This is a genomic window from Sphingosinicella sp., assembly GCF_041916975.1.
Classification (GTDB): Bacteria; Pseudomonadota; Alphaproteobacteria; order Sphingomonadales; family Sphingomonadaceae; genus Sphingosinicella.
On record NZ_JAYRYK010000001.1, the window covers coordinates 379,269 to 403,214 of the forward strand.

The 23,946-nt window shown below is 64.6% G+C and carries 25 protein-coding genes and 1 tRNA gene; 8 read left to right on the forward strand and 18 right to left on the reverse strand.

What is annotated here, in order from left to right; translation table 11 throughout:
• Nucleotides 1-194 precede the first annotated feature (194 nt).
• Together ACE3TJ_RS01855 and ACE3TJ_RS01860 are read left to right on the forward strand one after the other, a co-directional pair.
• A tRNA-Gln gene (locus tag ACE3TJ_RS01855) sits at nucleotides 195-268 on the forward strand.
• 86 nt (nucleotides 269-354) lie between these two features.
• On the forward strand, nucleotides 355-1,026 hold the full coding sequence (locus ACE3TJ_RS01860) for a DUF4197 domain-containing protein (RefSeq protein WP_374593294.1): 672 nt from the start codon (nucleotides 355-357) through the stop codon (nucleotides 1,024-1,026).
• On the opposite strand, the gene ACE3TJ_RS01865 is transcribed toward ACE3TJ_RS01860, so the two are convergent.
• Genes ACE3TJ_RS01865 through ACE3TJ_RS01875 form a run of 3 tightly spaced genes read right to left on the reverse strand, consistent with a single transcriptional unit; the run spans nucleotide 1,016 to nucleotide 3,393 of the window.
• A complete protein-coding gene (locus ACE3TJ_RS01865; RefSeq protein ID WP_374593296.1) occupies nucleotides 1,016-2,404 on the reverse strand; it encodes a sensor histidine kinase in 1,389 nt (462 codons plus the stop codon). The two genes, ACE3TJ_RS01860 and ACE3TJ_RS01865, sit on opposite strands and share 11 nt — an antisense overlap.
• Before the next feature lies 1 nt (nucleotide 2,405).
• Entirely contained in the window at nucleotides 2,406-3,074 is a 669-nt protein-coding gene (locus tag ACE3TJ_RS01870; RefSeq protein ID WP_293781605.1) for a response regulator transcription factor, read from the reverse strand.
• Between the two features lie 10 nt (nucleotides 3,075-3,084).
• Nucleotides 3,085-3,393, reverse strand: a complete 309-nt coding sequence (locus ACE3TJ_RS01875; RefSeq protein WP_339711231.1) for a hypothetical protein — start codon at nucleotides 3,391-3,393, stop codon at nucleotides 3,085-3,087.
• A gap of 127 nt (nucleotides 3,394-3,520) precedes the next feature.
• Here ACE3TJ_RS01875 and ACE3TJ_RS01880 point away from each other — a divergent pair, with 127 nt between their 5' ends.
• The 4 genes from ACE3TJ_RS01880 (at nucleotide 3,521) to ACE3TJ_RS01895 (ending at nucleotide 9,361) form a co-directional block, all read left to right on the forward strand.
• Nucleotides 3,521-5,293: an ABC-F family ATP-binding cassette domain-containing protein gene (locus tag ACE3TJ_RS01880; RefSeq protein WP_374593299.1), complete on the forward strand. Its 1,773-nt coding sequence runs from the start codon at nucleotides 3,521-3,523 to the stop codon at nucleotides 5,291-5,293.
• An 87-nt stretch (nucleotides 5,294-5,380) separates the two neighbouring features.
• The gene (locus ACE3TJ_RS01885) at nucleotides 5,381-7,741 is read left to right on the forward strand and encodes a TonB-dependent receptor (protein ID WP_374593301.1); all 2,361 of its coding nucleotides are present in this window, start codon (nucleotides 5,381-5,383) and stop codon (nucleotides 7,739-7,741) included.
• Nucleotides 7,742-7,842: 101 nt separating this feature from the next.
• Nucleotides 7,843-8,526 carry a Fe2+-dependent dioxygenase gene (locus tag ACE3TJ_RS01890; protein ID WP_374593303.1) on the forward strand — a complete coding sequence of 228 codons (684 nt, stop codon included), beginning with the start codon at nucleotides 7,843-7,845 and terminating at the stop codon, nucleotides 8,524-8,526.
• Nucleotides 8,527-8,611: 85 nt separating this feature from the next.
• Complete coding sequence (locus ACE3TJ_RS01895; RefSeq protein WP_374593304.1) at nucleotides 8,612-9,361, forward strand: energy transducer TonB; 750 nt, start codon at nucleotides 8,612-8,614, stop codon at nucleotides 9,359-9,361.
• On the opposite strand, the gene ACE3TJ_RS01900 is transcribed toward ACE3TJ_RS01895, so the two are convergent.
• The 9 genes from ACE3TJ_RS01900 to ACE3TJ_RS01940 form a co-directional block, all read right to left on the reverse strand.
• The gene (locus ACE3TJ_RS01900; RefSeq protein WP_374593306.1) at nucleotides 9,362-10,258 is read right to left on the reverse strand and encodes an FAD:protein FMN transferase; all 897 of its coding nucleotides are present in this window, start codon (nucleotides 10,256-10,258) and stop codon (nucleotides 9,362-9,364) included.
• A gap of 92 nt (nucleotides 10,259-10,350) precedes the next feature.
• The gene (locus tag ACE3TJ_RS01905; RefSeq protein WP_374593308.1) at nucleotides 10,351-11,169 is read right to left on the reverse strand and encodes a DUF4198 domain-containing protein; all 819 of its coding nucleotides are present in this window, start codon (nucleotides 11,167-11,169) and stop codon (nucleotides 10,351-10,353) included.
• Nucleotides 11,170-11,182: 13 nt separating this feature from the next.
• Entirely contained in the window at nucleotides 11,183-11,698 is a 516-nt protein-coding gene (locus tag ACE3TJ_RS01910) for a DUF2271 domain-containing protein (RefSeq protein ID WP_374593310.1), read from the reverse strand.
• Nucleotides 11,699-11,709: 11 nt separating this feature from the next.
• Entirely contained in the window at nucleotides 11,710-12,351 is a 642-nt protein-coding gene (locus ACE3TJ_RS01915) for a PepSY-associated TM helix domain-containing protein (RefSeq protein WP_374593313.1), read from the reverse strand.
• 92 nt (nucleotides 12,352-12,443) lie between these two features.
• Nucleotides 12,444-14,225 (reverse strand): ABC transporter transmembrane domain-containing protein, encoded by a 1,782-nt coding sequence (locus ACE3TJ_RS01920; protein ID WP_374593315.1) that lies wholly within the window; start codon nucleotides 14,223-14,225, stop codon nucleotides 12,444-12,446.
• A gap of 41 nt (nucleotides 14,226-14,266) precedes the next feature.
• Nucleotides 14,267-14,599, reverse strand: coding sequence for a hypothetical protein (locus ACE3TJ_RS01925; RefSeq protein WP_374593317.1), 333 nt, complete (start codon nucleotides 14,597-14,599; stop codon nucleotides 14,267-14,269).
• Between the two features lie 122 nt (nucleotides 14,600-14,721).
• Nucleotides 14,722-15,720 carry a TerC family protein gene (locus ACE3TJ_RS01930; protein ID WP_374593319.1) on the reverse strand — a complete coding sequence of 333 codons (999 nt, stop codon included), beginning with the start codon at nucleotides 15,718-15,720 and terminating at the stop codon, nucleotides 14,722-14,724.
• A gap of 262 nt (nucleotides 15,721-15,982) precedes the next feature.
• Nucleotides 15,983-16,738, reverse strand: coding sequence for an SDR family NAD(P)-dependent oxidoreductase (locus ACE3TJ_RS01935; protein WP_374593321.1), 756 nt, complete (start codon nucleotides 16,736-16,738; stop codon nucleotides 15,983-15,985).
• Nucleotides 16,735-17,529, reverse strand: a complete 795-nt coding sequence (locus tag ACE3TJ_RS01940) for a 3-hydroxybutyrate dehydrogenase (RefSeq protein ID WP_374593323.1) — start codon at nucleotides 17,527-17,529, stop codon at nucleotides 16,735-16,737. Before ACE3TJ_RS01940 ends, ACE3TJ_RS01935 begins: the two co-directional genes overlap by 4 nt.
• Nucleotides 17,530-17,695: 166 nt before the next feature.
• Here ACE3TJ_RS01940 and ACE3TJ_RS01945 point away from each other — a divergent pair, with 166 nt between their 5' ends.
• Nucleotides 17,696-18,916 (forward strand): polyhydroxyalkanoate depolymerase, encoded by a 1,221-nt coding sequence (locus ACE3TJ_RS01945; protein WP_374593325.1) that lies wholly within the window; start codon nucleotides 17,696-17,698, stop codon nucleotides 18,914-18,916.
• Nucleotides 18,917-19,008: 92 nt separating this feature from the next.
• On the opposite strand, the gene ACE3TJ_RS01950 is transcribed toward ACE3TJ_RS01945, so the two are convergent.
• From ACE3TJ_RS01950 to ACE3TJ_RS01965, 4 genes are all read right to left on the reverse strand, one after another.
• On the reverse strand, nucleotides 19,009-19,431 hold the full coding sequence (locus tag ACE3TJ_RS01950) for an ExbD/TolR family protein (protein WP_374593327.1): 423 nt from the start codon (nucleotides 19,429-19,431) through the stop codon (nucleotides 19,009-19,011).
• 19 nt (nucleotides 19,432-19,450) lie between these two features.
• On the reverse strand, nucleotides 19,451-19,918 hold the full coding sequence (locus ACE3TJ_RS01955) for an ExbD/TolR family protein (protein ID WP_374593329.1): 468 nt from the start codon (nucleotides 19,916-19,918) through the stop codon (nucleotides 19,451-19,453).
• Nucleotides 19,919-19,992: 74 nt separating this feature from the next.
• Nucleotides 19,993-20,787, reverse strand: coding sequence for a MotA/TolQ/ExbB proton channel family protein (locus ACE3TJ_RS01960; protein ID WP_374593331.1), 795 nt, complete (start codon nucleotides 20,785-20,787; stop codon nucleotides 19,993-19,995).
• A gap of 87 nt (nucleotides 20,788-20,874) precedes the next feature.
• Complete coding sequence (locus ACE3TJ_RS01965) at nucleotides 20,875-21,525, reverse strand: energy transducer TonB (RefSeq protein WP_374593333.1); 651 nt, start codon at nucleotides 21,523-21,525, stop codon at nucleotides 20,875-20,877.
• A 314-nt stretch (nucleotides 21,526-21,839) separates the two neighbouring features.
• On the opposite strand from ACE3TJ_RS01965, the gene ACE3TJ_RS01970 reads away from it, so the two are divergent.
• Nucleotides 21,840-22,658, forward strand: coding sequence for a hypothetical protein (locus tag ACE3TJ_RS01970; protein ID WP_374593335.1), 819 nt, complete (start codon nucleotides 21,840-21,842; stop codon nucleotides 22,656-22,658).
• Here the strand turns inward: ACE3TJ_RS01970 and ACE3TJ_RS01975 are convergent.
• Together ACE3TJ_RS01975 and ACE3TJ_RS01980 are read right to left on the reverse strand one after the other, a co-directional pair.
• A complete protein-coding gene (locus ACE3TJ_RS01975; RefSeq protein ID WP_374593337.1) occupies nucleotides 22,646-23,059 on the reverse strand; it encodes a dihydroneopterin aldolase in 414 nt (137 codons plus the stop codon). The genes ACE3TJ_RS01970 and ACE3TJ_RS01975 overlap by 13 nt on opposite strands.
• A complete protein-coding gene (locus ACE3TJ_RS01980; RefSeq protein WP_374593339.1) occupies nucleotides 23,056-23,871 on the reverse strand; it encodes an SDR family NAD(P)-dependent oxidoreductase in 816 nt (271 codons plus the stop codon). Before ACE3TJ_RS01980 ends, ACE3TJ_RS01975 begins: the two co-directional genes overlap by 4 nt.
• Between the last annotated feature and the right edge of the window lie 75 nt (nucleotides 23,872-23,946).

The window sequence follows — 23,946 nt, forward strand, 5'->3', positions numbered from 1 at the left end:
CTGCAATCAAGACGGTGAAAGCCCGAAGAGCCCCGCACCGTTCACTTGAAAGCGAGGCTAACACCCTTTTATGAAAATTCGCAACCTCCGCGCATAAGCCGCACGCATCTCACCGTTTGACATTGCCCTTTGACATTGTCTTGGCGCCCCCATATTACGCCCACCGCAATCGGGCGGCACCCGCCGCCCATTGGTGCCCTGTCGTCTAATGGTAAGACTACGGACTCTGACTCCGTCAATCGAGGTTCGAATCCTCGCGGGGCATCCATCTCCTCTCGCGAATTGACTGCCGCACGATTTCCCGTCGGGCGGCGCTATGATAAGCTCTCCGCATATCTGGTGGGGAGAAAGCGCATGACCAGCAGCATCGTTGTTCGTGGGTTCCTGGCCGCAACGCTTCTTGTCGGCACGCTCTCCGCCGCTCCGCCTGCCGCGGCGCAGGGGCTCGGCGCCCCGGTAAAGTCCATCCTCGGCGACGCTTCAGACAGCGCGCTCGACAAGCTCGCCCAGCCCGGCGCCTTTTATGCCGACAAGGCGATCCGCATCCTGCTTCCGGGGCCGCTCAAGAAAGCCTCCAAGCTGCTGAAATACACGGATCAGGCCGGTCTCACCGGCAATCTCACGAAAAGCCTGAACGATGCCGCCGGTTTGGCCGCGAAGGAAGCCAAGCCGATCTTCCGCAGCGCGATAAACGATATGACTCTGCAGGACGGCGTCAGCGTGGTTTCGAAGAGCGACGGCGCGACCCGGTATCTGGAAGAAAGCGCGGGCGACGACCTGCAAGCCAAGGTCCGCCCCCTCGTCGCCGCCGCGCTCGGTAAAGTCGGTGCCTTCGATCAGCTGGACAAGCTCGGTGCCGGTTCTTCGCTCCTGTCGGGCGCAGGCCTCAGCCGAGACGGCCTGACGGACAGCGTTACCGATCAGGCGCTGAAGGGCATCTTCCAATATATCGGCACCGAAGAGGCGAAGCTGCGCGCCAACCCGCTCGACGCCGGAAAGAAGCTGTTGAAGACCCTCAAGAAGTAGCCGCCGGTAGCCGCAGTGTCGCGGCGAGACCGCCGAGATCCTCGCTGCTGCCGAGCGTGATGCTGCCGCCGTAGATTTCGGCCACGTCCTTCACGATGGAAAGGCCGAGACCCGTGCCGGGCTTCTCGGTGTCGAGCCGCGCGCCGCGCCCGAAGATTCGAACGCGCTCGGCTTCCGCGATGCCGGGGCCGTCATCCTCCACGACGATCTCGATGAAGCGTTCCGGCCCGTCCGTGCGCGAGACCGAGACGAACACGCGCCCGGCGCCATACTTGGCGGCGTTCTCGATAAGGTTGCCGGCCATTTCCTCGAGATCCTGCCGCTCGCCGTGGAAGACGGCGGCGCGGTCGCCGTCGAGATCGATCGTGACCTCGGGATAAATGCGGCTGATCGCGCGGCGCAGGCCTTCGAGCGCGGACCACACCTCGGCGCGCGCGTTCACCGCCGATCGGCGGCCGAGCGCGCGGGCGCGGGCAAGGTGGTGATCGATGTGGCGCCGCATGATGGCGAGCTGACCGCGCACCGTGACCGCGAGCGGGTTCGCCTGTCCCTCCGCCTCGTTCATCACGATCGCGAGCGGCGTCTTCAGGGCGTGCGCGAGATTGCCGGCGTGCATCCGCGCCGCTTCCGCCTGCGCCTCCGTGTGATCCAGCAGTTCGTTCAGTTCGGCGACCATCGGCGACACTTCCGCCGGGAAATCGGAGGAGACGCGCCGCACCGCACCGCTGCGCACCGCGGCGATCTGGTCGCTGATCCGGCGCAGCGGCCAGAGGCCGTAGCCCGTCTGAAGCCCCGCCATGCCGATGAGCCCGATGCCGAGCACGCCGAGCGACCACAGCACGGTCGCGCGCACGCGGGCGAGCTGGCGGTCGAGTTCCGCCCGGTTTTGCGCAGCCTGCACATGAAGCATGATCGGGCTGTCGGGCAGCACGATGTCGCGTTCCACGATGCGCAGCCGTTCGCCTTCGAAGGCGTCGCTGTCGTAGGCCACGGGTTCCTTGCTGGCATCGAACGTACTTGGGGTCAGCGCGCGGTCCCACAGCGAGCGCGAGCGCAGCGGCTCCTGCCCCGCCATGCTGATCTGCCAATAGAGGCCCGAATAAGGCTCCTGAAAGCGTTGATCACCGAGCGAGCGATTCAGCCGGATTTCCCCCTCGGGGCCCAGCTCCACGGTCGCGATCAGCCCGGTAAGCACGCTGCGCAGACGCTCATCGAAACCGTCGACGATAATGCGCCCGACCGTGCGTTCGAGCGCGTAGCCCCCCATCAGCAGCAGTGTGATGATCCACAGCGCCGATACCGCCAGCATACGGCGGCTGAGCGAACCGCGCCGGAAAAGCTGGCCGAAACGGGATTCGCGTGGCGCGGTGACGGCCACCTCAGGCAGCTTGCGGATCGTCCAGGCTGTAGCCGAGACCGCGGATGGTCTGGATGAGGTCAGCGCCCAGCTTCTTGCGGATGCGCGTGATGAACACCTCGATGGTGTTCGAATCGCGGTCGAAGTCCTGATCGTAGATGTGCTCGATCAGTTCGGTGCGCGAAACGACCTTGCCCTTGTGGTGCATCAGATACGCGAGCAGTTTATATTCCTGCGCGGTGAGCCGCACCGGCGTGCCGTTCAGCGTCACGCGCCCGGAGCGCATGTCGAGCCGCACGTCGCCCGCTTCGAGTTCGGAGGAGGCGTTCCCCGTCGAGCGGCGGATGAGCGCGCGCAGCCGCGCGATCAGTTCCTCCATCTGGAAGGGCTTGGCGAGATAATCGTCCGCGCCCGCGTCGAGCCCCGCCACCTTGTCGGACCAGCTGTCGCGCGCCGTCAGCACCAGCACGGGGATGGCGATGTCGGCCTTGCGCCACTTGTCGAGCACGGTGAGCCCGTCCATCTCGGGAAGACCGAGATCGAGCACGATCGCGTCATAGCTTTCGGAGGAGCCGAGGAAGTGGCCCTCCTCGCCGTCGTTCGCGACATCGACCGCATAGCCTGCGCCTTCCAGCGTCTCGCGAAGCTGGCGTGCAAGCGTGGGTTCGTCTTCGACGATCAGCAGGCGCATGGGGAAACCTTCAGTTGCCGTCTATATCGATGATATGGCCGGTCTTGGCGTCGACGTCCACCTCGACGACCGAGCCCTCGCGCAGGTAGCGCAGCCGGTAGCGCTTCCGATCCATGTCGAGCTTGCTGCCGACGAGTTCGCCGCCCACACGGTTGCCGACGCGGCTCTTGATCTCGCCGAGCGAGCGAATCTCGCCGCTTTTCGTCGCCGCCCGTGCCGCATCGTGATCCTTCATCTTCGGATCGAGTGCCTGCGCGGGCGCCGCGGTTGCCGCGGAGACGCAAAGGGCAAGCCAGACAAAGGCGAAACGAAACTTCACACGCGGACTCATTCCTTGGAAACGCCCGACACGATTACCGCCCGCGCGGTGAATAGCCCATGAATATTGCGCAGACGCCGCAATCACCCTAACTCCCCCTCGTTCCTCTCGCCTGGAAGTCTAACGCGTGTCCGCCCCTATTGTCTCGCTTGAATCCATTGGCCTCGTCCAGGGCACGGGCTGGCTGCTCCGCGGCCTCGACCTTTTCATCGGCGAGCGCGACCGGCTGGCGCTCATCGGCCGCAACGGCGCGGGCAAGACGACGCTCTTTCGTCTCATCGCCGGGCTCGTCGATTTCGACGAGGGCGAGCGCAAGGCCCGCCCCGGCACGCACATCGTGCTGCTGGAGCAGGATCCCAAGGTCACCGGTTTCGCCACCCTGCGCGATTTCGCGATGCGCGGCCCCGGCGCGCCGGAGGCGCATGAGGTAGACGCCATCGCCGATCAGATCGGCCTCGATCTCGACCGCGCCGCCGAAACCGCGAGCGGCGGCGAACGGCGCCGCGCCGCGCTCGCCCGCGCGCTCGCCGAAAACCCGGACCTGATCCTGCTCGACGAGCCCACCAACCACCTCGATCTCGCGGCGATCGAATGGCTCGAAGGCTGGCTCGGCCGCTACACGGGCGCGTTCGTCGCGATCAGCCACGACCGCACCTTCCTCACCCGCCTCACCCGCTCCTCGCTCTGGCTCGATCGCGGCCAGGTCCGCCGCGCCGAGATCGGCTTCGGCGGCTTCGAGGCGTGGACCGAGCAGGTCTATGCCGAGGAAGCGCGTGCCGCAGAGAAGCTTGATTCGAAGCTCCGCGACGAACTCCACTGGCTCCAGCGCGGCGTCACCGCCCGCCGCCGCCGCAATCAGGGCCGCCTCGCCAAGCTGCAGGAGATGCGCGCGCAGCGTGCGAGCATGATCGGGCAGGCCGGCAAGGCGAAGCTCGGACTGCAAAGCGACGATGCCAAGGCCAAGATCGTCATCGATGCGGAGGGCGTCAGCAAGAGCTACGACGGCCGCACGATCATCAAGGATCTGACGCTCCGCATCCAGCGCGGCGACCGCATCGGCATCGTCGGCCCCAACGGCGCGGGCAAAACGACGCTGCTGAGGCTCCTCACCTGCGAGATCGCGCCCGATACGGGCACGGTGAGGCGGGCGAAAACGCTCGCGGGCATCACCATCGATCAGCAGCGCAAACTTCTCGAACCCGGCAAGCGCGTGCGCGACATCCTTGCGGACGGCGGCGACTGGATCGACGTGCGCGGCGAGAAGAAGCACGTCATCGGCTACCTCAAGGAGTTCCTGTTCGATCCGGCCTATGCCGATGCGCCTGTCGATGCGCTCTCCGGCGGCGAACGCTCCCGGCTGCTGCTCGCGCGCGAATTCGCCCGCGCCTCGAACCTCCTCGTTCTCGACGAGCCGACGAACGACCTCGACCTCGAAACGCTCGACCTGCTGCAGGAGGTGATCGCCGACTACGAGGGCACCGTCCTCATCGTCAGCCATGACCGCGACTTCCTCGATCGCACGGTCACGATGGTGGTGGGCCTCGATGGCAGCGGCCGCGCCGATGTTGTCGCGGGCGGCTTTGCCGACTGGGAAAAGAAGCGCACGCAGCGCATCGCCCCCAAGACAAGCAGCGCCCCCGCCGCCGAAGCCCCGCGCACCGCCCGCACCAAGCTCAGCTACAAGGACCAGCGAGAGCTTGATCTGCTCCCCGGCGAGATCGAGGCGCTGAATACCGAAATCGCCCTGCACGAGAAAAGCCTTGCCAACCCCGCGCTCTACACGCGTGACCCGGACGGCTTCATGCGCATTTCCGCCGCGCTCGATGCCGCGCGCGGCCGTCTCGCCACCTGCGAGGATCGCTGGCTCGAACTTGCCGAGCAGGCCGAAGCCCTCGGATAATTATTGCGACTGACTCGTAATAGCGTTGACTCTGCAAATCACTCTCAATAACACGCCCGAACCTTGTAACTGTTTGGGGGTGTTCCAATGTCTGCAGAACCAACCGCCCGCGCGTCCGTCGCCGGCCCCGCTTTCCTTGCCCTGTCTTGCGTGGGCTTCGTCGCCAGCGCGCTTCCTGCGCACGCACAGGATCAGCAGCAGAAGCTCGGCGGCGTCACCGTCACCGGCACTGCGATCGAAGAGCAAATCAAGGTCGAGAAGGCCGAGTCTCCCAAATATGTGCGCCCGCTGCTCGATACGCCGCAAACCATCACCGTCATCGGCAACACCACGATCCGCCAGCAGAACCTGCTGACGCTGCGCGAGGCGCTGACGACCATTCCGGGCATCACCTTCGGCGCCGGTGAAGGCGGCGGCGGCTACGGCGACAGCATCAACCTGCGCGGCCAGAGCGCCAACACCGATCTCCAGATCGACGGCGTGCGCGACAGCGCGCAGTACAGCCGCTCGGACACGTTCAACCTCGAGCAGATCGAGGTCGTGAACGGCGCCAACTCGGTGTACGGCGGCTCGGGCTCGATCTCGGGCACGATCAACCTCGTCACCAAGCGACCGAAGGGCGAAGACCTCAGCGTCGTTCAGGCGGGCATCGGCACGGACAATTATTATCGCGCCACGGTGGACAGCAACCTCCGCCTGTCGGACCTCGTCGCCGTCCGCCTCAACGCCATGTACCACGAGAACGACGTTCCGGCCCGCGACTTCGATCACTACGAGCGCTGGGGCATCGCGCCGTCTGTCACCATCGGCATCGACGGGCCGACCAGCCTGACGCTGCTCTATGTCCATCAGAAGGACGACAACACGCCGATCTACGGTGTGCCTTATTATTCGTCGGTCGGCGGACTGCTGCCAGGCGCCGATTACGGCGGCTACTACGGCTACAAGGATGTCGATTATCAGAAGCAGACGGTCGATCAGGCAACCGCGATCTTCGAGCACGCCTTCAGCGACAAGGTCTCGCTTCGCAACCTCGCGCGCTGGCAGCGCGTGGAACAGGATCTCGTCGTCAATCCGCCGCAGGGCACCTACTGCCTCGATAGCGGTACGCTCTACACGGGCGCGGCGTGCGGAGCCGGGCAGCTTCCCGGCATGTATTACCCCTCGGGGCCGCGCGGTACGTCGCGCTTCTCCGAAAACCAGATGCTCTACAATCAGCTCGATCTGAAGGCCGTGTTCAACACGGGCGGTATCGAGCACACGGTTACGATCGGCGCCTCCTACGCGCAGGAAGACTATGATCTGTCGAACGGCAACTCGCTGCGGAATGCGGGCGGCGCGACGCCGAACCCGACACTGCCGCCGATCGACATCTCGGACCCCGATCCCATTTACGGCGGCCCGATCAACTACATACCGACGGCGTTCTCGCAGGGCGACACGCGGAACATCGCCTTCTACCTGTTCGATGCCATCAAGCTTTCCGAGCAGTTCGAGATCAACGGCGGCATCCGCTGGGAAAACAACAAGGCGGATTTCCGCGCCGATACCATCATCGGCACGCCGGGGCCGACGTTCGGCAACGTAACCCGCGGTGTCGTGCAGCGGTCGGACGACAACCTGTTCAGCTACCGCGTCGGCCTCGTCTACAAGCCGGTGCCCAACGCCAGCCTCTACGCGGCTTACGGCAACAGCCGCACGCCGACCTCGTCGAGCGTTCGCGGCGGCTGCGGCCTTGCGACTGCGCAGAACCTGAACCTCGATCCCTGCACGGTCGCGCCGCAGGAAGCCGTCAACTACGAGATCGGCGGCAAGATCGATCTCGTCGGCGGCAGGCTCCAGCTCACCGCCGCGCTGTTCCGGAACGAACGCACCAACTATCCGGTGGCCAGCAACGATCCCACGCTCGGCACGCTTCAAGTGCTCGACGGGCAGAGCCGCGTGGACGGTCTCGCGCTCGGCGCTTCGGGCAACATCACCGACGCCTGGGCGATCTTCGCGAACTACACCTACCTCGACAGCAAGGTGAAGCAGAGCGTTTCGAACTACTGCCTTGCCAATCCGGGCGCGACATTCACGCCTCCGGGCGGCACGGCGATCACCTGCCCGCTCACGGATACGCAGGCCGGCAATCCGCTGACCAACACGCCGAAGCACTCTGGAAGCCTGTTCACCACCTACACGCTCCCCTTCGGCCTGCAGGTCGGTTACGGGTTCACCTATCAGGGCAGTTTCCTGCTCTCGAACACGGCAACCCCGTTCCCGAAATCGAAGGATTGGCTCACGCACCGCGCGTTCGTGTCCTATCCGTTCGGCAACGGGCTGACGGCGCAGCTCAACGTCCAGAACTTCACGGACGAGAAATACTACACCGGCATCCGCAACAACGGTTGGGCGACGCCCGGCGAAGGGCGGTCGGCCGTGCTCAGCCTGTTCTACAGCTTCTGAGCATGGCTTGCGGGCAAGAGTGGTTCAGGGGGATCGCTCTTGCCCACCAGCACCGCCGGTGCTGATATCTCAGTAGGTCCAACGAAGATCGGTTTCTTGGCATGATGATCGCGATTCCCGACGTGCTCGATGCAGAGGCGCTCGCCCGCGTCCGCGCGATCATCGATGCCGCCCCGTGGGTCGACGGCAATGTCACCTCCGGCTACCAGTCCGCGCTTGCCAAACGCAACATGCAGCTCCCCGAAGACAGCGCCGCAGCGCGCGAAGCGGGAACGATCATCCTCGATGCGCTCGGCAAGGCACCATTGTTCATCGCCGCCGCGCTGCCGCTCAAGGTCTATCCGCCGCTGTTCAACAGCTATGAGGGCGGCCAGACCTTCGGCGTTCACATCGACAACGCCATTCGCATCCAGCGCGGCAGCGAATTCCGCATCCGCAGCGATCTTTCGGCAACGCTGTTCCTCGAAGACCCCGACGACTACGACGGCGGCGAGCTCACCATCGAGGACCAGTTCGGCGTCCAACAGGTGAAGCTGCCCGCCGGGCACATGGTACTCTATCCGGCCTCCAGCCTGCACCGTGTCGAGCCCGTCACGCGCGGCAAGCGCACCGCGAGCTTCTTCTGGATTCAGTCGATGGTTCGCGATGGCGAAGCCCGTCGCTCGCTGTTCGAGCTCGATACGGCGATCCAGACGATCGCGCAGGACCGCGGCCACGACGATGCCGCGATCATCCAGCTCACCGGCGTCTATCACAATCTCCTCCGCCGCTGGGCGACGACCTGACGCAGGCGCGCAATCAATAATGCGATTGATTTGCATTATTTGAGGCTTTATTCAGGCCTGGCACGACGGCAAACGGGGCGTTCGAATGCACACGGTTCTTGCACGCAGCGCGGATGACGCGTTCGACGACATGCAGCTTCAGGAGCGCGTGTCGGCTGTTGCGGCACCGGTATCGAAACCGGCCACGCATCAAATGGAAATGGCGAAATCCGGCGGATATCAGCCTGCTCGTCTCGATTGGCGCATGCTCCTCGTCGTCGGTGCGCTTCATGTGGGGCTCGGCGCGGTGCTCATCCGCACGCAGGTGATCCCGCCGCACAGCGTGCAGACGGCGATGGACCTGCTCGATCTTTCGGCCCCGCCCCCCGCGCCCGAAGCACCGCCACCGCCCGAGCTTGCCGAGCCCGAAATCTACGTACCGCCGCCCGCCGTCGAATTCGCCCGCGAAACACCGCCGATCGTCGCGACCGCCGATCAGCCGCAGGCCGCGCCTCCGGCCCCCGTCGCGATCAAGGCCCCGCTCGCACCGCGCCCGGCCGCGCCGCCGACGCTGGTCGCCGACGATCTCGGCGCCACGATGATCTCGGCAAAGCCGCCGTCCTATCCGTTCGAATCGCGCCGCAAGCGCGAGCAGGGTACGGTCGTTCTGGCGCTGACACTCGGCACGGACGGAAACGTCGCCGACATCCGCCTCGCCAAGAGCAGCGGCTACGACCGGCTCGACCGCGCTGCGCTCGGCGCCGTCCGCCACTGGCGCTGGTCCCCCACGATCCGCGACGGCGTCGCCGTCGCCGTGCGGGGCACCGTGGAAATCCCCTTCGTCCTGCAGGGGTGATCAGTCGAGCATCGCCGTGAAGGCAAGGCTCATCGTCTCGCTCCCGTCGCGGGAAACGATATGCGCGGCGAGGCCGAGGCTGTTGGCGAAGCGCAGGCCGTCTTCGGCACCCAGCACCGTGATCGCCGTCGCATAGGCGTCGGCGTACATGCATTCCGCGTGAAGGACGGTGACGGAAGCGACACCCTCCGTGGGCCTGCCGCTACGCGGGTCGATGGTGTGCGCGAAGCGCTCACCGTCCGCTTCGAACCAGCGCCGATAGTCGCCCGATGTCGCCGCCGAGAGGCCATGCAGCGCAAGCCGCAGCGGCGGCAGCGCCGCGACCGGCGGCATCTCGATATCCACCCACCACGGCTGCCCGTCCGGCTTCACGCCCTCCCCCACGAGTTCGCCGCCGACCTCGACAAGAAAGTGCCGAAACCCCCGGCTCTTCAGCCATGCCGCCACGCGGTCCGCCCCGAACCCCTTGGCGATCCCGGAAAAGTCGAGCGCAAGCGTATCGGTCCGCCGTGCCCGCTGCAGCAGCGTATCACATTCCACCCGCCGCCAACCCGCCGCAAGACGCAGCGTCTCGGTCGTCTCCATATCCGGCACCGAAGCGACAGCACCCGCCGCTCCAAACCCCCAGGCATCCACGATCGCCCCAATCGTCGGATCGAACGTCCCCCCGCTCTCCTCCGCGATGCGGAGCGCAGCGGAAAGCACGGTCAGGAAACCCGGCGGCATCGCCTGCCACGCCCCAACCGCCGCGCGGTTGAACCGACTGATGTCGGACGATCCCTCCCACGTGCTCATTTCCGCGACAACAGCGTCAAGCACGCCCTGCACGCCCGCGCCAATCTCCGCGAGCCTGCCCGGCGCGAACACGACAAGGCGCACCGACCAGCGCGTCCCCATCGTCTCGCCCGAAAGCGCCGCGATGTGCCCCGTCGGCTCCCTCAGCGCAAAGGCCGCGGCGGAGAGCGCCTTCGGGACGAGGATGCGGGCGGTCAGGGCGCCAGCACCTCGAGCGTCGAGACATAACCGAGGCGGCGCTGCTCGGCGCCCTTCACGCTGACGTTCTTGTCGCTGGCTTCGGCACTCATCCAATAGAGGCCCGGGTTCGGCCACGTGATCGTCACCTTGCCCTCGGCGTCGGTCTTGAGGTCCATCTGGCCGAGCTGGTCACGGTAGCGGATGCCGCCCGGCACGACCTCGATTTCGATCCCGGCCGCAGGCTTGCCATCGATCACGAACTGGAACGTCGCCGCTTCGCCCGAAACAAGGTCGTTCGGGTGAGTCACCGGCACCAGCTCAAGCCCCTTGCCACTCGGCTTCAGCGTCGCGTCCGTCGGCGCGCCGAGTGTTACGAAGATCTCGTTGCGGCTCCAGCTCTCGGAAAGCTTCACATCGGTCGCGTCCACGGGGATCAGCTCCTCGATGTCAGCCGCCGAAGCGCCGCGCGGCAGGCGCTTCTCCTCGCCGTTCTCTTTGTAGCTGCCGAAGATGCCACCGCCGGCATTCGCGATCTTGTAGGTCCCCTGCTGCTTCAGCTCGACATCGAAGGTGCTGCGGTAGCGCCCCGTCGACTCGTTCTGAAGCACCACTTCGCTGCCGTCCGGCGCCCACGCCTTCACGTTGCCGAGCCGCACCGGCTGGTGCTCGAAATAGAACAGGTCATTGGAGACGGCGGCATCCACCGTCACCCAGCTCGACTGGCCCGAAAGCACGGTCGAGGAGGGCAACATCCACTGGCGGTGTGCCTCAGCGGCGGTTGCGCTGAACAAAGCTGTCGAGATGGCGAGCGCTCGCAGGATTCCGGTTTTCATGAATATTGTCCTTTCAGCGTTTGAAGGTAGCGCTAACCGCACCGAGTTCTTCGCTCCCGGCCGCGCTCACGGCCTTGCCGGATTTCGGCGGCCAGCTGAACGGCAGTTTCACCAGTTCGCGGCCACCCACCTCGCGCGCGGCCTCCACAAGCAGCGTGTAGTCGCCGGCATCCAGCTTCCCGAGCACATCCGCGCCGAAGCTCACCTTGTGCGTGCCCGGCGCCTTCGTCGCGCCGGTAATGCCGTCCGCCGGGAAACTGAGCCCGCGGCCCGAGGCGCGCCACCACTGGCGCACATCGCGGAGCCACTTGGTGCCCTCATTGTCCTTCATGTCGTGGTCGTACCAGATGGCGAGCGTCTTCGCCGGCGCGCCCGTCTTTTCGAGCCAGATCGCGACATAGGGCCGGTGATACTCGGCAACGCTGAGGCGCGGGATGGTGACGGTAAGGTCAATGCTCTGCGCGGCCGCGGGCGCCGCCAGCCCCGCGAAAGCCGCGCCGGTCATCACGATACGCGTGGAAAGCTGCATACTGGAACCCTTCAGTGAATGAATATCAAGGCGACGAGAACGGGGATGAGCAGCCCCACCCCCACGATCGGCCACGTGCTCGGCCGTTTCGCGGCATGAAGCTGGAGGAGGAACAGGCCGGTAAATGCAAACACGAGGCAGGCGCCTGCGAAAATATCGATGAACCACTTCCACGCCGTGCCTGAATTCCGGCCCTTGTGAAGGTCGTTGAGGTAGGAAATCCAGCCGCGGTCGGTGCTCTCGGCCGTCGTGTCGCCGGTTTCGCGGTCGATCGCGACCCACCCGTCCCCGCCGGGGCGCGGCAACGCGAGATAGACCTCTTTGGGAGACCATTCCGCCTCGCCGCCCGCCTTCACGGAAAACGTGTCGGCTACCCATTGCGCGACCGATGCAGGCAGCGGTGCGCGTTCGGCCTCGCTGTCTTTCGGCGTGATATGCGCGAGCAGGTTTGCGGGAAGCTGCGCCGTGCGCTCCTCGATCACCGGTTCCGCCTCGATCTCGGCGGCGTGATTGAGCGTGATCCCGGTGATCGTGAACAACACGAGGCCAACGAAGCTGATGGCAGAGCTCATCCAATGCCACGTATGCAGCTGTTTCAGCCAGAACGCCTTGCGGCTTTTCTTGACCGCCTTGTTAGGCGTCACGCTGTGCATCGGCGCTGAATCAATCCTGTTCCTGATCGGCAGCGATGTTAACGCGAACGATTATCAGTTACAATATAAATTCCGAACCGGGCTCGGCCGTCTCAGGCCGCATCCTCGAACTGCAGACGCGCGAGCCGTGCGTAGAGCCCGCCGCCCGCCATCAGCTCATCGTGCCGCCCCTGCCCCACGATCCGCCCCTCGTCCATCACGACGATGCGGTCGGCGCCGCGCACCGTGGCAAGGCGATGCGCGATCACCAGCGTCGTGCGTCCCTGCATCAGCCGCTCAAGCGCTTCCTGCACCAGCCTCTCGCTTTCGGCATCGAGCGCCGATGTCGCCTCGTCGAGCAGCAGGATCGGCGCATTGCGCAGCACGGCGCGCGCGATCGAAAGCCGCTGCCGCTGCCCGCCCGAAAGCCGCGTTCCCGCCTCGCCGAGGAAGGTGTGGATGCCCTCCGGCAGCGCGCGCAGGAATTCCGAAGCATTCGCCGCGTCCGCCGCGGCCCACACCTCGGCCTCGGTCGCATCCGGGCGGCCATAGAGGATGTTGTTGTAGGCGCTCTCGGCGAACACCACGCTTTCCTGCGGCACCATCGCGATACGGCCGCGCACGGCGGAAGGGTCCGCGTCGGGCAGCGCAACGCCGTCCACGCGCACCGTTCCGGCCTCCGGATCGTAGAAGCGCTGGATGAGCTGGAACAATGTCGATTTGCCTGCGCCCGATGGGCCCACGACCGCGACCGTCTCCCCCGGCGCGATGTCGAGCGAGAAGTCGCTGAGCGCCTTCGTTTCCTTGCGCGTCGGATAGCGGAAGGTCACGTTTTCGAAGCTCACGCGCCCTACCGGCGGCTGCGGCAGCGGCACGGGGTTCGCCGGCGCCGTGATCCGCGGCACCGCGCTCAGCAATTCCTTCATGCGGCCCGCCGCGCCCGTCGCCCGCATCACGTCGCCGTAAACTTCGGTAAGCGCGCCGAACGCGCCCGCAACGATCGCGGCGGTCAGCACGAAGGCCGTGATCTGGCCGCCCGTCATCACCTTGTTGATCACGTCGCTCGCACCTTCCCACAGCACCATCGTGATGCCGCCGAAGATGATCGTGATCACGATCGCGGTCAGCACCGCGCGCATACCGATGCGTCGCCGTGCCGCGGCAAAGGTCGATTCCACCGCACGGGTGAAGCGCGCTGCCTCGTTCCGTTCCTGCGTGAACGCCTGCACAATGCGGATCGCGCCCAGCGCCTCGCTCACGATCGTCCCGACACTCGCGACATTATCCTGCGAGCTGCGAGAGAGCGCCTGCACGCGCCGGCCCATGATCGCCATCGGCAGAACCGCGAGGGGGATGCCGAGCAGCAACATGCCGGTGAGCTTGGGGCTGATCGTGAATAGGTAGATGACGCCGCCGATGCCGAGAATGGAGTTCCGAAGCGCCATCGAAAGGCTGCTGCCCACCACCTGCTCGATGATCGCCGTATCCGCCGTTAGCCGCGAGGCGATCTCGGAGGGCCGGTTTTCCTCGAAGAAGGCCGGATCGAGTGTCAGCAGGTTGGCGTGGACGCTCTGCCTGAGATCGGCCACGACCCGCTCGCCAAGCCACGACACGTAGTAGAAGCGCACCGCCGTGGCGATGCCGAGCACAGCGACCACGCCAAGCATACCGTAGAAATAAGGCGCGATCGTCGTGTCCGTTTCCGCGCCGAAGCCGTTGTCGACGATACGCTGGAAACTGCGCGGAATCGCCAGCGTCGCGAGCGCCGCGATGAACAGCGAGACGAAGAACGCCGTCACTTGCACGGGATAACGTCGCGCAAAGTTCCAGAGCAATTGCAGATTGCTGAGGGAACGCTTTTCCTTGGGCTCTTTGCCGGACTCGCTGATGCTCATTGCGGCGGATTAGCAGTGGCCGCGGCCGCGCTCAATGCTGCTCAGCCCTTCGGCGGCCAGTGCACCTCGATCTCAAGGCTCGCCGGACGCCGCGCGGGCGGCGGCGGCAACTGGCCGACCTTGAAGAACAGGTCGTCGGTGGAGCGCGTGAGAATCGGCTCCAAGCACGGTTTCACGATGTCGTAGCGCGTGATCAGCCCGTTGCCGTCCACGGCAATCCGCACTCGCGCCACGCAGGTCGCGCGCCGAACCACGGCCGAGCGCGGCATCGCCTGCGCCGCCCGCACCGCCCCGGACGCCGCCTCGGGCCACGTTGTCGCAGCCGCCGCCGGCGCCGGGGCCATCAGAACCAGAAACATAATGAACAGACGCACGCACATCGCTCCCGCGAGATGGATCACACGCCGGCATTGCGCCCGAATGGTTTCCGGTTTCGGAAAGCGCCCGTGAATTTTTCGTGACAGCACCCCAACGATCAGGCGGGTGTGGCCGTGCCTCAGGTCCCCTCGGCGGGCCAGTCCGGTTCCGGTCGGCCTCGGGTCTTCCACAGCGAATAGACGATCCCCGCCGCGATCAGCGCGAAGGTCACGCCTAGGCTCAGCACAGGCGGAAATTTGTCGCCGCCGAGCAGGAAGTCCGCGATGAAGATTTTCGCGCCGATGAAGATGAGCACCGCCGCAAGCGCGTATTTCAGGTAGTGGAAGCGATGTACCATCGCGGCGAGCGCGAAGTAGAGCGCGCGCAGGCCGAGGATGGCCATGATGTTCGACGTATAGACGATGAACGTATCGGTCGTAATCGCGAAGATCGCGGGCACGCTGTCGACCGCGAAAACCAGATCGGCGAGATTGATGACCATAAGCGCCAGAAACAGCGGTGTGGCCGCCGTCACCAGCTTTCCGGTCCGGGCATCCGGTGTCTTCACGAAGAAGTGCTGACCATGCAGGTCAGGCGTCACGCGCATATGACGCGATATGAATTTCACCGCAGGGTTATTCGCCACGTCCATCGGTTCGTCACCGGCGAAGAACATCTTGATGCCGGTGAAGATCAGGAAGGCGGCGAACAGATAGAGCACCCAATAGGCCTCGTTCACCAGCGCGGCGCCACCCGCGATCATCAGGCCGCGCAGCAGGATCACCGCAATGATGCCCCACAGCAGCGCGCGGTACTGATATTTGGGAGGGATCGCGAAATAGGTGAAGATCAGGCTGATGACGAAGACGTTGTCGATCGACAGTGCCTTTTCGATGAAGAAGCCGGTGTAATATTGCATCCCGGACTCAGGCCCACGCGCATACCAGACCCAGGCGCCGAACAGCAGCGCGATACCGATGTAGAATGCAGAGAGTCTCAGGCTCTCGCCGATGCCCATTTCGCGGTCCTCCTTATGAAGCACGCCGAGATCGAACGCCGTCAAAGCGATGACGAGCCCCAGGAAGGACAGCCAGAACCAGGCCGGTGTGCCAAGCCAATCAGCAAACAGAAACTCCATCAGCGCACCTCGGGGGCGGAGCGCCGGGAACGACAGGGATTAAGCATTCGTCTATCTCCTCTTGTGGACCGTATCGGTCGCCGGAGGATCCGCGCTTTCAGGGAACAGACGTAAGCCGTCGGGCCACAAGCATCGGATCATCCGATGCGGTCCGACATCACGAGACGTGTCTCGTCAGAGGGGCCCGGGCCGCGCCCCGTTAATGGGAATGCCCGGTGCAGCTGTCAATGGGGGGCTGGAAAGGTCACTGCGATGGTCTGGGTCACAGCGAATATCCCCCGTCGCTTTGTATCAGCGCGCCGGTAATCGTTGCCGCGGCGTCCGACAGCAGGAACGCGATCTGCCCGGCGATTTCGTCTGCGGTCGCGAAGCGTCCGAGCGGGGTCGCCGCAGTCGCCATGGCCTGCAGCGCAGCTTCGCGGCTGCCGAGGTCACGGACCATGTCCTCGAAAAAGGCCATTCCGTTCCAGATCGGCGTATCGACACCGCCCGGCAGAATGGCGTTCACGCGGAGGCCCCGCGACGCGCCTTCCTTGGCGGCGACCTTCGCGAGATGCGCGGCGGCGGCCTTGGATGCCCCGTATGCCGCGACGCCGGGCTCGGCCTTGATCCCGGAGATCGAGGAGACGACCACGATCGCCCCCGCCCCTGTTATCAGCCGCATCGCCGCGCGGAGCGTCAGGAAGGCGCCGTCGAGGTTCACCGAGAGCACGCGGCGCCATTCGTCGAAGCTGAGGTCGGCGATCGGGCCGGCGCCGGAGACGCCGGCGTTGACGACGGCGAGATCGAGCCGACCGAAACGGTGCGTGATGGCGCGTTCGGCTTCCTCCCAGGTGGATGGGTCGGCGACATTGCCGGTGATCTGCAGGACGTCGGCGTCAGCAAGGGGTGGCGCGTTGTCGATATCCACCAGCGCGAAACGCCTGACGCCTTCGGCATGGAGTCGCTCGGCCGTTGCCTTGCCGATGCCGGAGGCCGCACCGGTGATCAGCACTGCCGTGGCAGACGAAAAGCTCACCGCGCCGTCCAGCCGCCGTCGATCGAGAGGATGTCGCCGGTGAACGAGCGCCCGGTTTCGCCCGCGAGGAACACCGCGAAATCGGCGACTTCTTCCGGTTCGATGAAGCGCTTGTTGGGTTGGGCGGCGAGGATGACGTTCCGCACGACCTCCTCCTCCGACATATTGTGCACCTTCGCCTGGTCGGCCACCTGACCGGCAACGAGCGGCGTGCGCACGTAGCCGGGGCAGATCGCATTCACCGTGATGCCCGTTTCGGCGAGTTCGAGCGCCGCCGTCTTGGTGAAGCCTACAATGCCGTGCTTCGCGGACACATAAGCCGCCTTGAATGGCGAGGCGACGAGGCCATGTGCGGACGCGATGTTGATGATGCGGCCCCAGTTCTTCGCCTTCATTGCCGGCAGTGCCGCCTGCGTCGTGTAGAAAGCGGCGGAAAGGTTGATCGCGATGATCGCTTCCCACTTCGCCGGTGGAAATTCGTCCACCGGTGCGACGTACTGGATGCCTGCGTTGTTGACGAGGATGTCCACCCCGCCGAGCGCCGCCGCGCAGTCGGACACGAGCTTCGTCGCTTCCGCGCCCTTGGAGAGATCCGCGGGCAGGAACGCGCAGCGCACGCCGAAGTCCGTCTCGATCCCGGCGCGTTCGCGTTCGATCGCGTCCGCATCGCCGAAGCCGTTGATGGCGATGTCGGCGCCCGCGGCGGCCATGCCGCGCGCGACTGAAAGCCCGATTCCGCTTGTCGAGCCGGTGACGAGGGCAATGCGGCCCTCAAGCGTTCTGGCGGTCATGGCGTTCTCCTTTGCAGCATTTGCGAAGCGCTTGCAGAACCGTCGTTAACGGCCCGCTCATTGTGCAATGCAATAATCGATGGACTCGCGATTTGCACGGGTTAAGCTGATCGGGAGACGACCGGCGTTCGATGCAAATGCCGGCGTTGCGAGCGGGGTATTGTGAATGATTTATCATAGCTACGAGCTGCATCGTTCCATGATGGCCGGGGCCAGCGCCTTCGCCAGCATGGGCGCCAACTGGCTGGCACATCCGTCAAATCCCCTGGCCTATATCGGCATGAGCCCGGTGATCGCCTCAGCACTCGATGTGTTCGCCCATGCCTCGGCGCCGCGCGGCAAGCCGGAGTTCGGTATCCGAAGCGTCAAGATCGGCGACGACGATGTCGCCGTGCATGAAGAGATCAGCTTCCGCCTGCCGTTCGGGCAGCTCAAGCATTTCGTGAAGCAGAATGGCGTGGCGGCAGGGCCGAAGCTGCTGATCGTCGCGCCGATGTCCGGCCACTATGCGACGCTGCTGCGCGGCACGGTGGAGCGCATGATTCCCGGCCATGACGTTTACATCACCGACTGGCGCGATGCGAAGCTCGTCCCGCTCGATGAAGGCCGCTTCGATCTCGACGAATACATCGACTACATCGTCGCCTTCCTCGAACACATCGGCCCCGGCACGCACATGATCGCCGTGTGCCAGCCTTCGGTGCCCGCCTATGCGGCGGCGGCGCTGATGTCCGCGAAGAAGCACAAGGCACGGCCGCGCTCGCTGACCATGATGGGCGGGCCGATCGACACGCGCGAGGCGCCGACCGAGGTCAACACGCTCGCCACCGGGCGCCAGCACAGCTGGTTCGAACACAACGCCATCACCACCGTGCCGCCGATGTATGCGGGCGCGGGACGCCGTGTGTATCCGGGCTTCCTGCAGCTTGCCGGCTTCATGTCGATGAACCTCGGCAACCACATGATGAGCCACTGGGAGATGTTCAAACATCTCGTCGTCGGCGACGGCGAAAGCGCCGATTCCACCAAGGCGTTCTACGACGAGTACCGCGCCGTCTGCGACATGACCGCCGAATTCTACCTGCAAACCGTGGATGCCGTGTTCCAACGCCATCTGCTGCCCAAGGGCGAGTTCATGCATCGCGGCACGCGGATCGACCCCGGCGCCATCACCGATGTCGCGCTCCTGGCCGTGGAAGGCGAGCGCGATGACATCTCCGGCGTCGGACAAACGAAGGCGGCACTGACGCTCGCCACTGCGCTTCCCGACGCGAAGAAGACATATCTTCTCGCAATGGAGGTCGGCCACTACGGCATCTTCAACGGCCGCCGCTGGCGCGAGAAGATTGCGCCTGTCGTCGAGGACTTCATCGCGAAGCACGACTGACACACCCGGCGCTTTCACCGAACAGACAAAAAAACAAAAAAAGGGGCGGACCGTCAGGTCCGCCCCTCTTCTTTTGGATCAGAGACCTCGCCCTAGTTGGCGTAGGCCTCGTTGCCGACGAAACCGATCTTGGTGACGCCAGACATCTGCGCCTGCGCCATGACGTTGTTCACAACGTCGTAGCGCGACAGCGCGTCGGGCTTCAGATGGATTTCGGGCTGAGGCTCCATGCGGGCCGCGTCGTTGAAATACGTACGCAGCGTCGCAAGGTCCACTTCCTGATCGTTCCAGTAGATCGTGTTCAGGAAGTCGATGCTCACGCGGTTGATCACCGGATCGACCTGAGAGTTCTGCGGCTGGTTCTGGTTCGACGGGAGGTCGAGCTTCACCGCGTGCGTCTGGATCGGAATCGTGATGATGAACATGATGAGGAGCACCAGCATCACGTCGATCAGCGGCGTGGTGTTGATGTCCACCATTTCGCCGCCCTCGGCTCCGCCTACACTCATTGCCATAATATGGTTTCCTTGCGGCTTAGCGGGTGACAGAACCGGCGGGCGGTTCTGAAATGAAGCCCACCTTCACGAAACCGGCACGCTGCATCGTGTAGATGACGCCGCCGATGTTGCTGAACTCCGTACCCGCGTCGCCGCGGATGTGGACTTCAGGCAGTTCGATCGGTGTGCCCGCGGCTTCCTGACGCTCGATTTCCTTCTTCAGGTGCGTAACCGCCTTGTCGAAGAGCTCCTGCTTGCTGTCGAGACGCTGGACACCCCAGAAGATGTCGCCGGCGTTATCGACCGCGATGAGGACGTTCTCCGGCTTCGTCGTTGTCGGCATGCTGCTCACTTTGGGAAGTTCGAGCGGCACGGTCTGGATGACCACGGGAACGGTGATGAGGAAGATGATCAGCATAACCAGCATGACGTCCACGAGGGGCGTCGTGTTGATGTCCGCCATCGGCGCGTCATCGTCGTCCGAGGGTCCTACTTGCATCGCCATGTCTAGCGATCCTTCCTGATATCAAACAAATCGGGAGGGGTGCGGCGGACGGGCCGCCGCACCCCTTCGTGCAATCAGGCCTTCGGCGCCGCAGCCGGAGCCACGCCCGTACGTGCCACGCGTGCACCCGACATCATGTAGCCATGCACGTCGGCAGAGAAGTTGTTCAGGCGGTCCTGAACGTCCTTGTTGCGGCGGATCAGCCAGTTGTAGCCAAGCACGGCCGGAACGGCCACGGCGAGGCCGAGCGCGGTCATGATGAGCGCCTCACCGACCGGACCCGCGACCTTGTCGATCGAGGCCTGACCGGCGACGCCGATGTTGATGAGCGCGCGGTAGATGCCGACAACGGTACCGAACAGACCGACGAACGGCGAGGTCGAGCCGACCGAAGCGAGCCAGGCAAGACCGCTCTGCAGGCGGGCGTTGATCGAGTGCGTCGAACGCGCCATCGACATCGTCACCCACTCGTTCTTGTCAATGCTGTCGGTCAGGCGACCTTCATGGTGATCGGCGGCGCGCAGGCCGTCGTCGACGATCTGACGGAACGCCGAGTTCTTGTCGAGCTTGGCAGCACCGTCCTTCAGGCTCGGCGCCGACCAGAACTTCTTGTCGAGTTCCTTGGCTTCGATGAGCAGCTTCCGCTGGTCCCACCACTTCGTGAAGATCACGTACCACGATGTCAGCGACATCAGCACGAGAATGGCGAACGTGCCCTGGGCGATCGGACCGCCCTGCTCGAGCGCGGCGCGAAGGCCGTACGGGTTTTCGGTGGCGATTTCTTCCGCCGCGAACGCCGGAACCGAAACCATCAGCGTGCCGAGCGCAACACTTGCCGCAAGGCCGGCGCGCGAAACAAAATTCTTCATGTGTAGTCCCCTAGACTGAATAAAAATGTTGGTTTGAAAACGGAAAGGCCGCAGGCCGGTCTTGCCCAGCCCACGGCGACATCCTGCTTATTTCGGAATCTGCCAGCGGAACGCCTGGCTGCGCGTCTCCTGAACCGGCTGGCCGTTCTGCTGCGCCGGATTGAACCGGAAGCGGCGTTCGATCAGGCTGCAGGTCTGCGTATCGAGGCGGCTGAAACCGCTCGATGTCTGAATCGAACAGCTGCCCTTCACGACCTTACCATCGGTATCGATGGTGTAGCGCGCAACCACCGAACCCTCTTCCTCTGCACGGATGGAGGCTTGCGGATAGTCGTCAGCCGTGATGGTGGCGCCGAGACGCCCCCTCGGCTGAGCACGCGTGGTCGGACCAGCAGGCGGCGGCGCGGGAGGTGCCGGCGGCGCAACCCGAGGCGGATCCGGACGCGGTGTTTCGGTCTGAATCGTAATCGTCGGCTGCGGCGGTGCGATCGTTTCGACGATCACTTCCGGCGGTGGAACATACGGCGGAATCTCTTCGAGTTCCGGCGGCGGAGGCGGCGGCTCTTCATCGACCGTAGGCTCCTCGACCTCGAACGTCTCCATCGGACCTGTCACGACCTTAACCACACGCAGCGCAAGGCCGCTTATGAATGCGTAGCCGAGAAAGGCATGGAGTAGCGCAACGAGCGCCAAGGAGACCATGCGCTTCGAGCTTACGCCTTGATCTGCATATGCCATGGACGCGGGTTACTCCCTCTTAGCTGACCCTTAACCATCGATCCCATAGGAATCGATCAGAAACCAGTTGCGGCTATGACCGCAATCTTATCCCTTTTTGCAACGCTCATGAAGCGGTTGAAAACCGGCTCAAACCGTCCCTGAGCGACCTACTAGCTTGGGCGCCCTGCACCCGCAACTGCTTTGTGGCAGGGTTGTGGCGCGATTGGCCGCTTGCCCAATTCATGCCACGGTCATGTCAAACATGGCTCAAATGCGTTAAGCTGCCAGCAAATATGGATTTTGTTCGATTTCATAACAAAAGGGACGGCCTGATGCGCCTGTGGGCTTTTTTTGCGCTTCTTCTCTCCGGGGCACTGATTCCGCTTACCGGCGTGTCAGCGAACCCGGGGCGGGCGGACCTCGTGGCACTGACCACCGAGGCGCCGATCATCGTCCGCGCGACGGTGGCGAAAGCTTCAAAGCTCAGCGAAAAACTGTCTCCCGGCCTCGCGCCCGGCTTTCGCCGTCACCTGGTCACTGCTGAAATCAGCAACGTGCTGATCGCGCCGGGATTCGTTCCGAAGAATATCGAGTATCTCGTCGATATCGGTACCGATCCGCGCGGAAAGGCGCCAAAACTCAGGGGGCTTCCCGTTCTGCTGTTCCTTGCGCCAAGCGGCCGTGAAGCGCAGTTCCAGCTCGTCCGTCCTTGGGCTCAGGTGGACTGGACGGCCGAGCGCGACGCCTATGTGCGCGCCGTCGCGGCCGAAGCCGTTGCTGCGCCCGACATTCGTGACATGCAGATTTCCGGCCTCGGACAAGCCTTCCATGTCCCCGGCAGCCTGCCCGGCGAATCCGAAAGCCAGATCTTCATTCAGACGAAGGCGGGGGAACCGATGTCGCTCGTCGTGCTGTCGCGCCCCGGCCAACCAAAGGCGTTCAGCATCGCGACCGGAGACATCATCGACGATTCTGCCGCAGGCGTGAAGGACGGCAGCCTGCTCTGGTATCAACTCGCCTGCGGTCTGCCGCGCAGCCTGCCTGCGACGAGCACCACGACGCTCGATTCGGAAACCGCAGCCGCAGCGAAGGCAGACTATCGTTTCGTGCTCGATTCGCTCGGCCCCTGCGACCGGTCCTATTCGAAATAACCCATCGGCAACGACGACAGCTCCACGCCCACGAAATCGCAGTCGGGATAGATGTCAGGCTTGGCGGTGGCAACGCGCAGCGCCAGCACACCCTTGCGCGCCGCGATGATATCGTAGACCGCGCGGCAGAAGGTCTCCTGCAGGTTGAAGCGCCGCGACGCCGCCAGCGTCTTCACGGTTTCGCGCAGGAAATCGTAGTTCCACGCGCTTTTCACCTGATCGTCCGTGGGAAACGACGCTTCGTCCACCCACAGATCGACATCGACGCGCAGCCGCTGCGGCGCGCCGACCTCGAAGCTGTGGAAGCCGATATCGACGAGCAGTTCGTAGCCGTGCAGCCGAATCCGCCGCGCCTTGGGCGCCAGCGCTTCGGGAACGAGGCCGCGCGGCGCGGGGCTCATGCGCCCTCTCCCACCATGAAGGCGACGTCGCGCGGCATACCGAGCATACGCTGCCCGGCATCGAGCACGATCACCTGGCCGGTGATGGTCGGAAGGGCGATCAAATATTGCATCGTCATGACAACATGCTCCACCAGCACGCCGCGCCGCAGCGGGTTATACACATGCGCGCGATCGAAGTTCTCTCGCGTCTGCGGGCCGCTGACCAGCGTCACCGAGGGCGCGATGCCGTTCACACGGATATTGGGGGCGAGCGCCCTCGCCTGCAGTTCGGTGAGGCCGGCAAGGCCGAGCTTGCTCACCGTGTAACTGTAGAAATCGGGATTCGGGGCGGCGACCTTCGCGTCGAGCAGGTTGACGACGAGGCCGTTCCGCCCGGCACAACGCGCTGCGAACTGCTGCGTCAGCAGCGCCGGCGCGCGCAGGTTCACGTCGATCTGTTCGTCCCACTGTGCGGCGCCAAAGTCCGTCTGCGTGTCGTAGCGAAAGACGGAAGCGTTGTTGATAAGCAAGGAAACCGGCGGTTTTCCGGGCGCCAGGCGATCGAACAGCGTGCGGCACGCCTCCGCATCGGCAAGGTCGGCCCGGACAAGCGAGGCACTACCGCCGGACGACGCGATCTCGGCGACAAGCGCTTCCGCCTCGGCCACCGATTCGTTGCAGTGGATATGGACGTGCCAGCCGTCCGCCGCGAGCGCGCGCGACAGCGCGGCGCCGATGCGCTTCGCGCCACCCGTGATGAGCGCACTTGCAGGATTGTCGAACTCGGGTGTCATCGGCGAGCGCTTACCCGCCGGCGTACCAACGGGCAAGCCGCTGCCTTTTTTTTCGGCAGTCACGGCAGATCAGTGCCAGCGCAGGTGAGGCCGACATCTCCAGAGACTTAT

Coding starts and splice junctions, on each gene's coding strand:
- ACE3TJ_RS01860 (WP_374593294.1), top strand. CDS start 355: ATGACCAGCAGCATCGTTGTTCGTGGGTTCCTGGCCGCAACGCTTCTT.
- ACE3TJ_RS01870 (WP_293781605.1), bottom strand. CDS start 3,074: ATGCGCCTGCTGATCGTCGAAGACGAACCCACGCTTGCACGCCAGCTT.
- ACE3TJ_RS01885 (WP_374593301.1), top strand. CDS start 5,381: ATGTCTGCAGAACCAACCGCCCGCGCGTCCGTCGCCGGCCCCGCTTTC.
- ACE3TJ_RS01890 (WP_374593303.1), top strand. CDS start 7,843: ATGATGATCGCGATTCCCGACGTGCTCGATGCAGAGGCGCTCGCCCGC.
- ACE3TJ_RS01895 (WP_374593304.1), top strand. CDS start 8,612: ATGCACACGGTTCTTGCACGCAGCGCGGATGACGCGTTCGACGACATG.
- ACE3TJ_RS01900 (WP_374593306.1), bottom strand. CDS start 10,258: ATGGGGACGCGCTGGTCGGTGCGCCTTGTCGTGTTCGCGCCGGGCAGG.
- ACE3TJ_RS01905 (WP_374593308.1), bottom strand. CDS start 11,169: ATGAAAACCGGAATCCTGCGAGCGCTCGCCATCTCGACAGCTTTGTTC.
- ACE3TJ_RS01910 (WP_374593310.1), bottom strand. CDS start 11,698: ATGCAGCTTTCCACGCGTATCGTGATGACCGGCGCGGCTTTCGCGGGG.
- ACE3TJ_RS01915 (WP_374593313.1), bottom strand. CDS start 12,351: ATGCACAGCGTGACGCCTAACAAGGCGGTCAAGAAAAGCCGCAAGGCG.
- ACE3TJ_RS01920 (WP_374593315.1), bottom strand. CDS start 14,225: ATGAGCATCAGCGAGTCCGGCAAAGAGCCCAAGGAAAAGCGTTCCCTC.
- ACE3TJ_RS01930 (WP_374593319.1), bottom strand. CDS start 15,720: ATGGAGTTTCTGTTTGCTGATTGGCTTGGCACACCGGCCTGGTTCTGG.
- ACE3TJ_RS01940 (WP_374593323.1), bottom strand. CDS start 17,529: ATGACCGCCAGAACGCTTGAGGGCCGCATTGCCCTCGTCACCGGCTCG.
- ACE3TJ_RS01945 (WP_374593325.1), top strand. CDS start 17,696: ATGATTTATCATAGCTACGAGCTGCATCGTTCCATGATGGCCGGGGCC.
- ACE3TJ_RS01950 (WP_374593327.1), bottom strand. CDS start 19,431: ATGGCAATGAGTGTAGGCGGAGCCGAGGGCGGCGAAATGGTGGACATC.
- ACE3TJ_RS01955 (WP_374593329.1), bottom strand. CDS start 19,918: ATGGCGATGCAAGTAGGACCCTCGGACGACGATGACGCGCCGATGGCG.
- ACE3TJ_RS01960 (WP_374593331.1), bottom strand. CDS start 20,787: ATGAAGAATTTTGTTTCGCGCGCCGGCCTTGCGGCAAGTGTTGCGCTC.
- ACE3TJ_RS01965 (WP_374593333.1), bottom strand. CDS start 21,525: ATGGCATATGCAGATCAAGGCGTAAGCTCGAAGCGCATGGTCTCCTTG.
- ACE3TJ_RS01970 (WP_374593335.1), top strand. CDS start 21,840: ATGCGCCTGTGGGCTTTTTTTGCGCTTCTTCTCTCCGGGGCACTGATT.
- ACE3TJ_RS01975 (WP_374593337.1), bottom strand. CDS start 23,059: ATGAGCCCCGCGCCGCGCGGCCTCGTTCCCGAAGCGCTGGCGCCCAAG.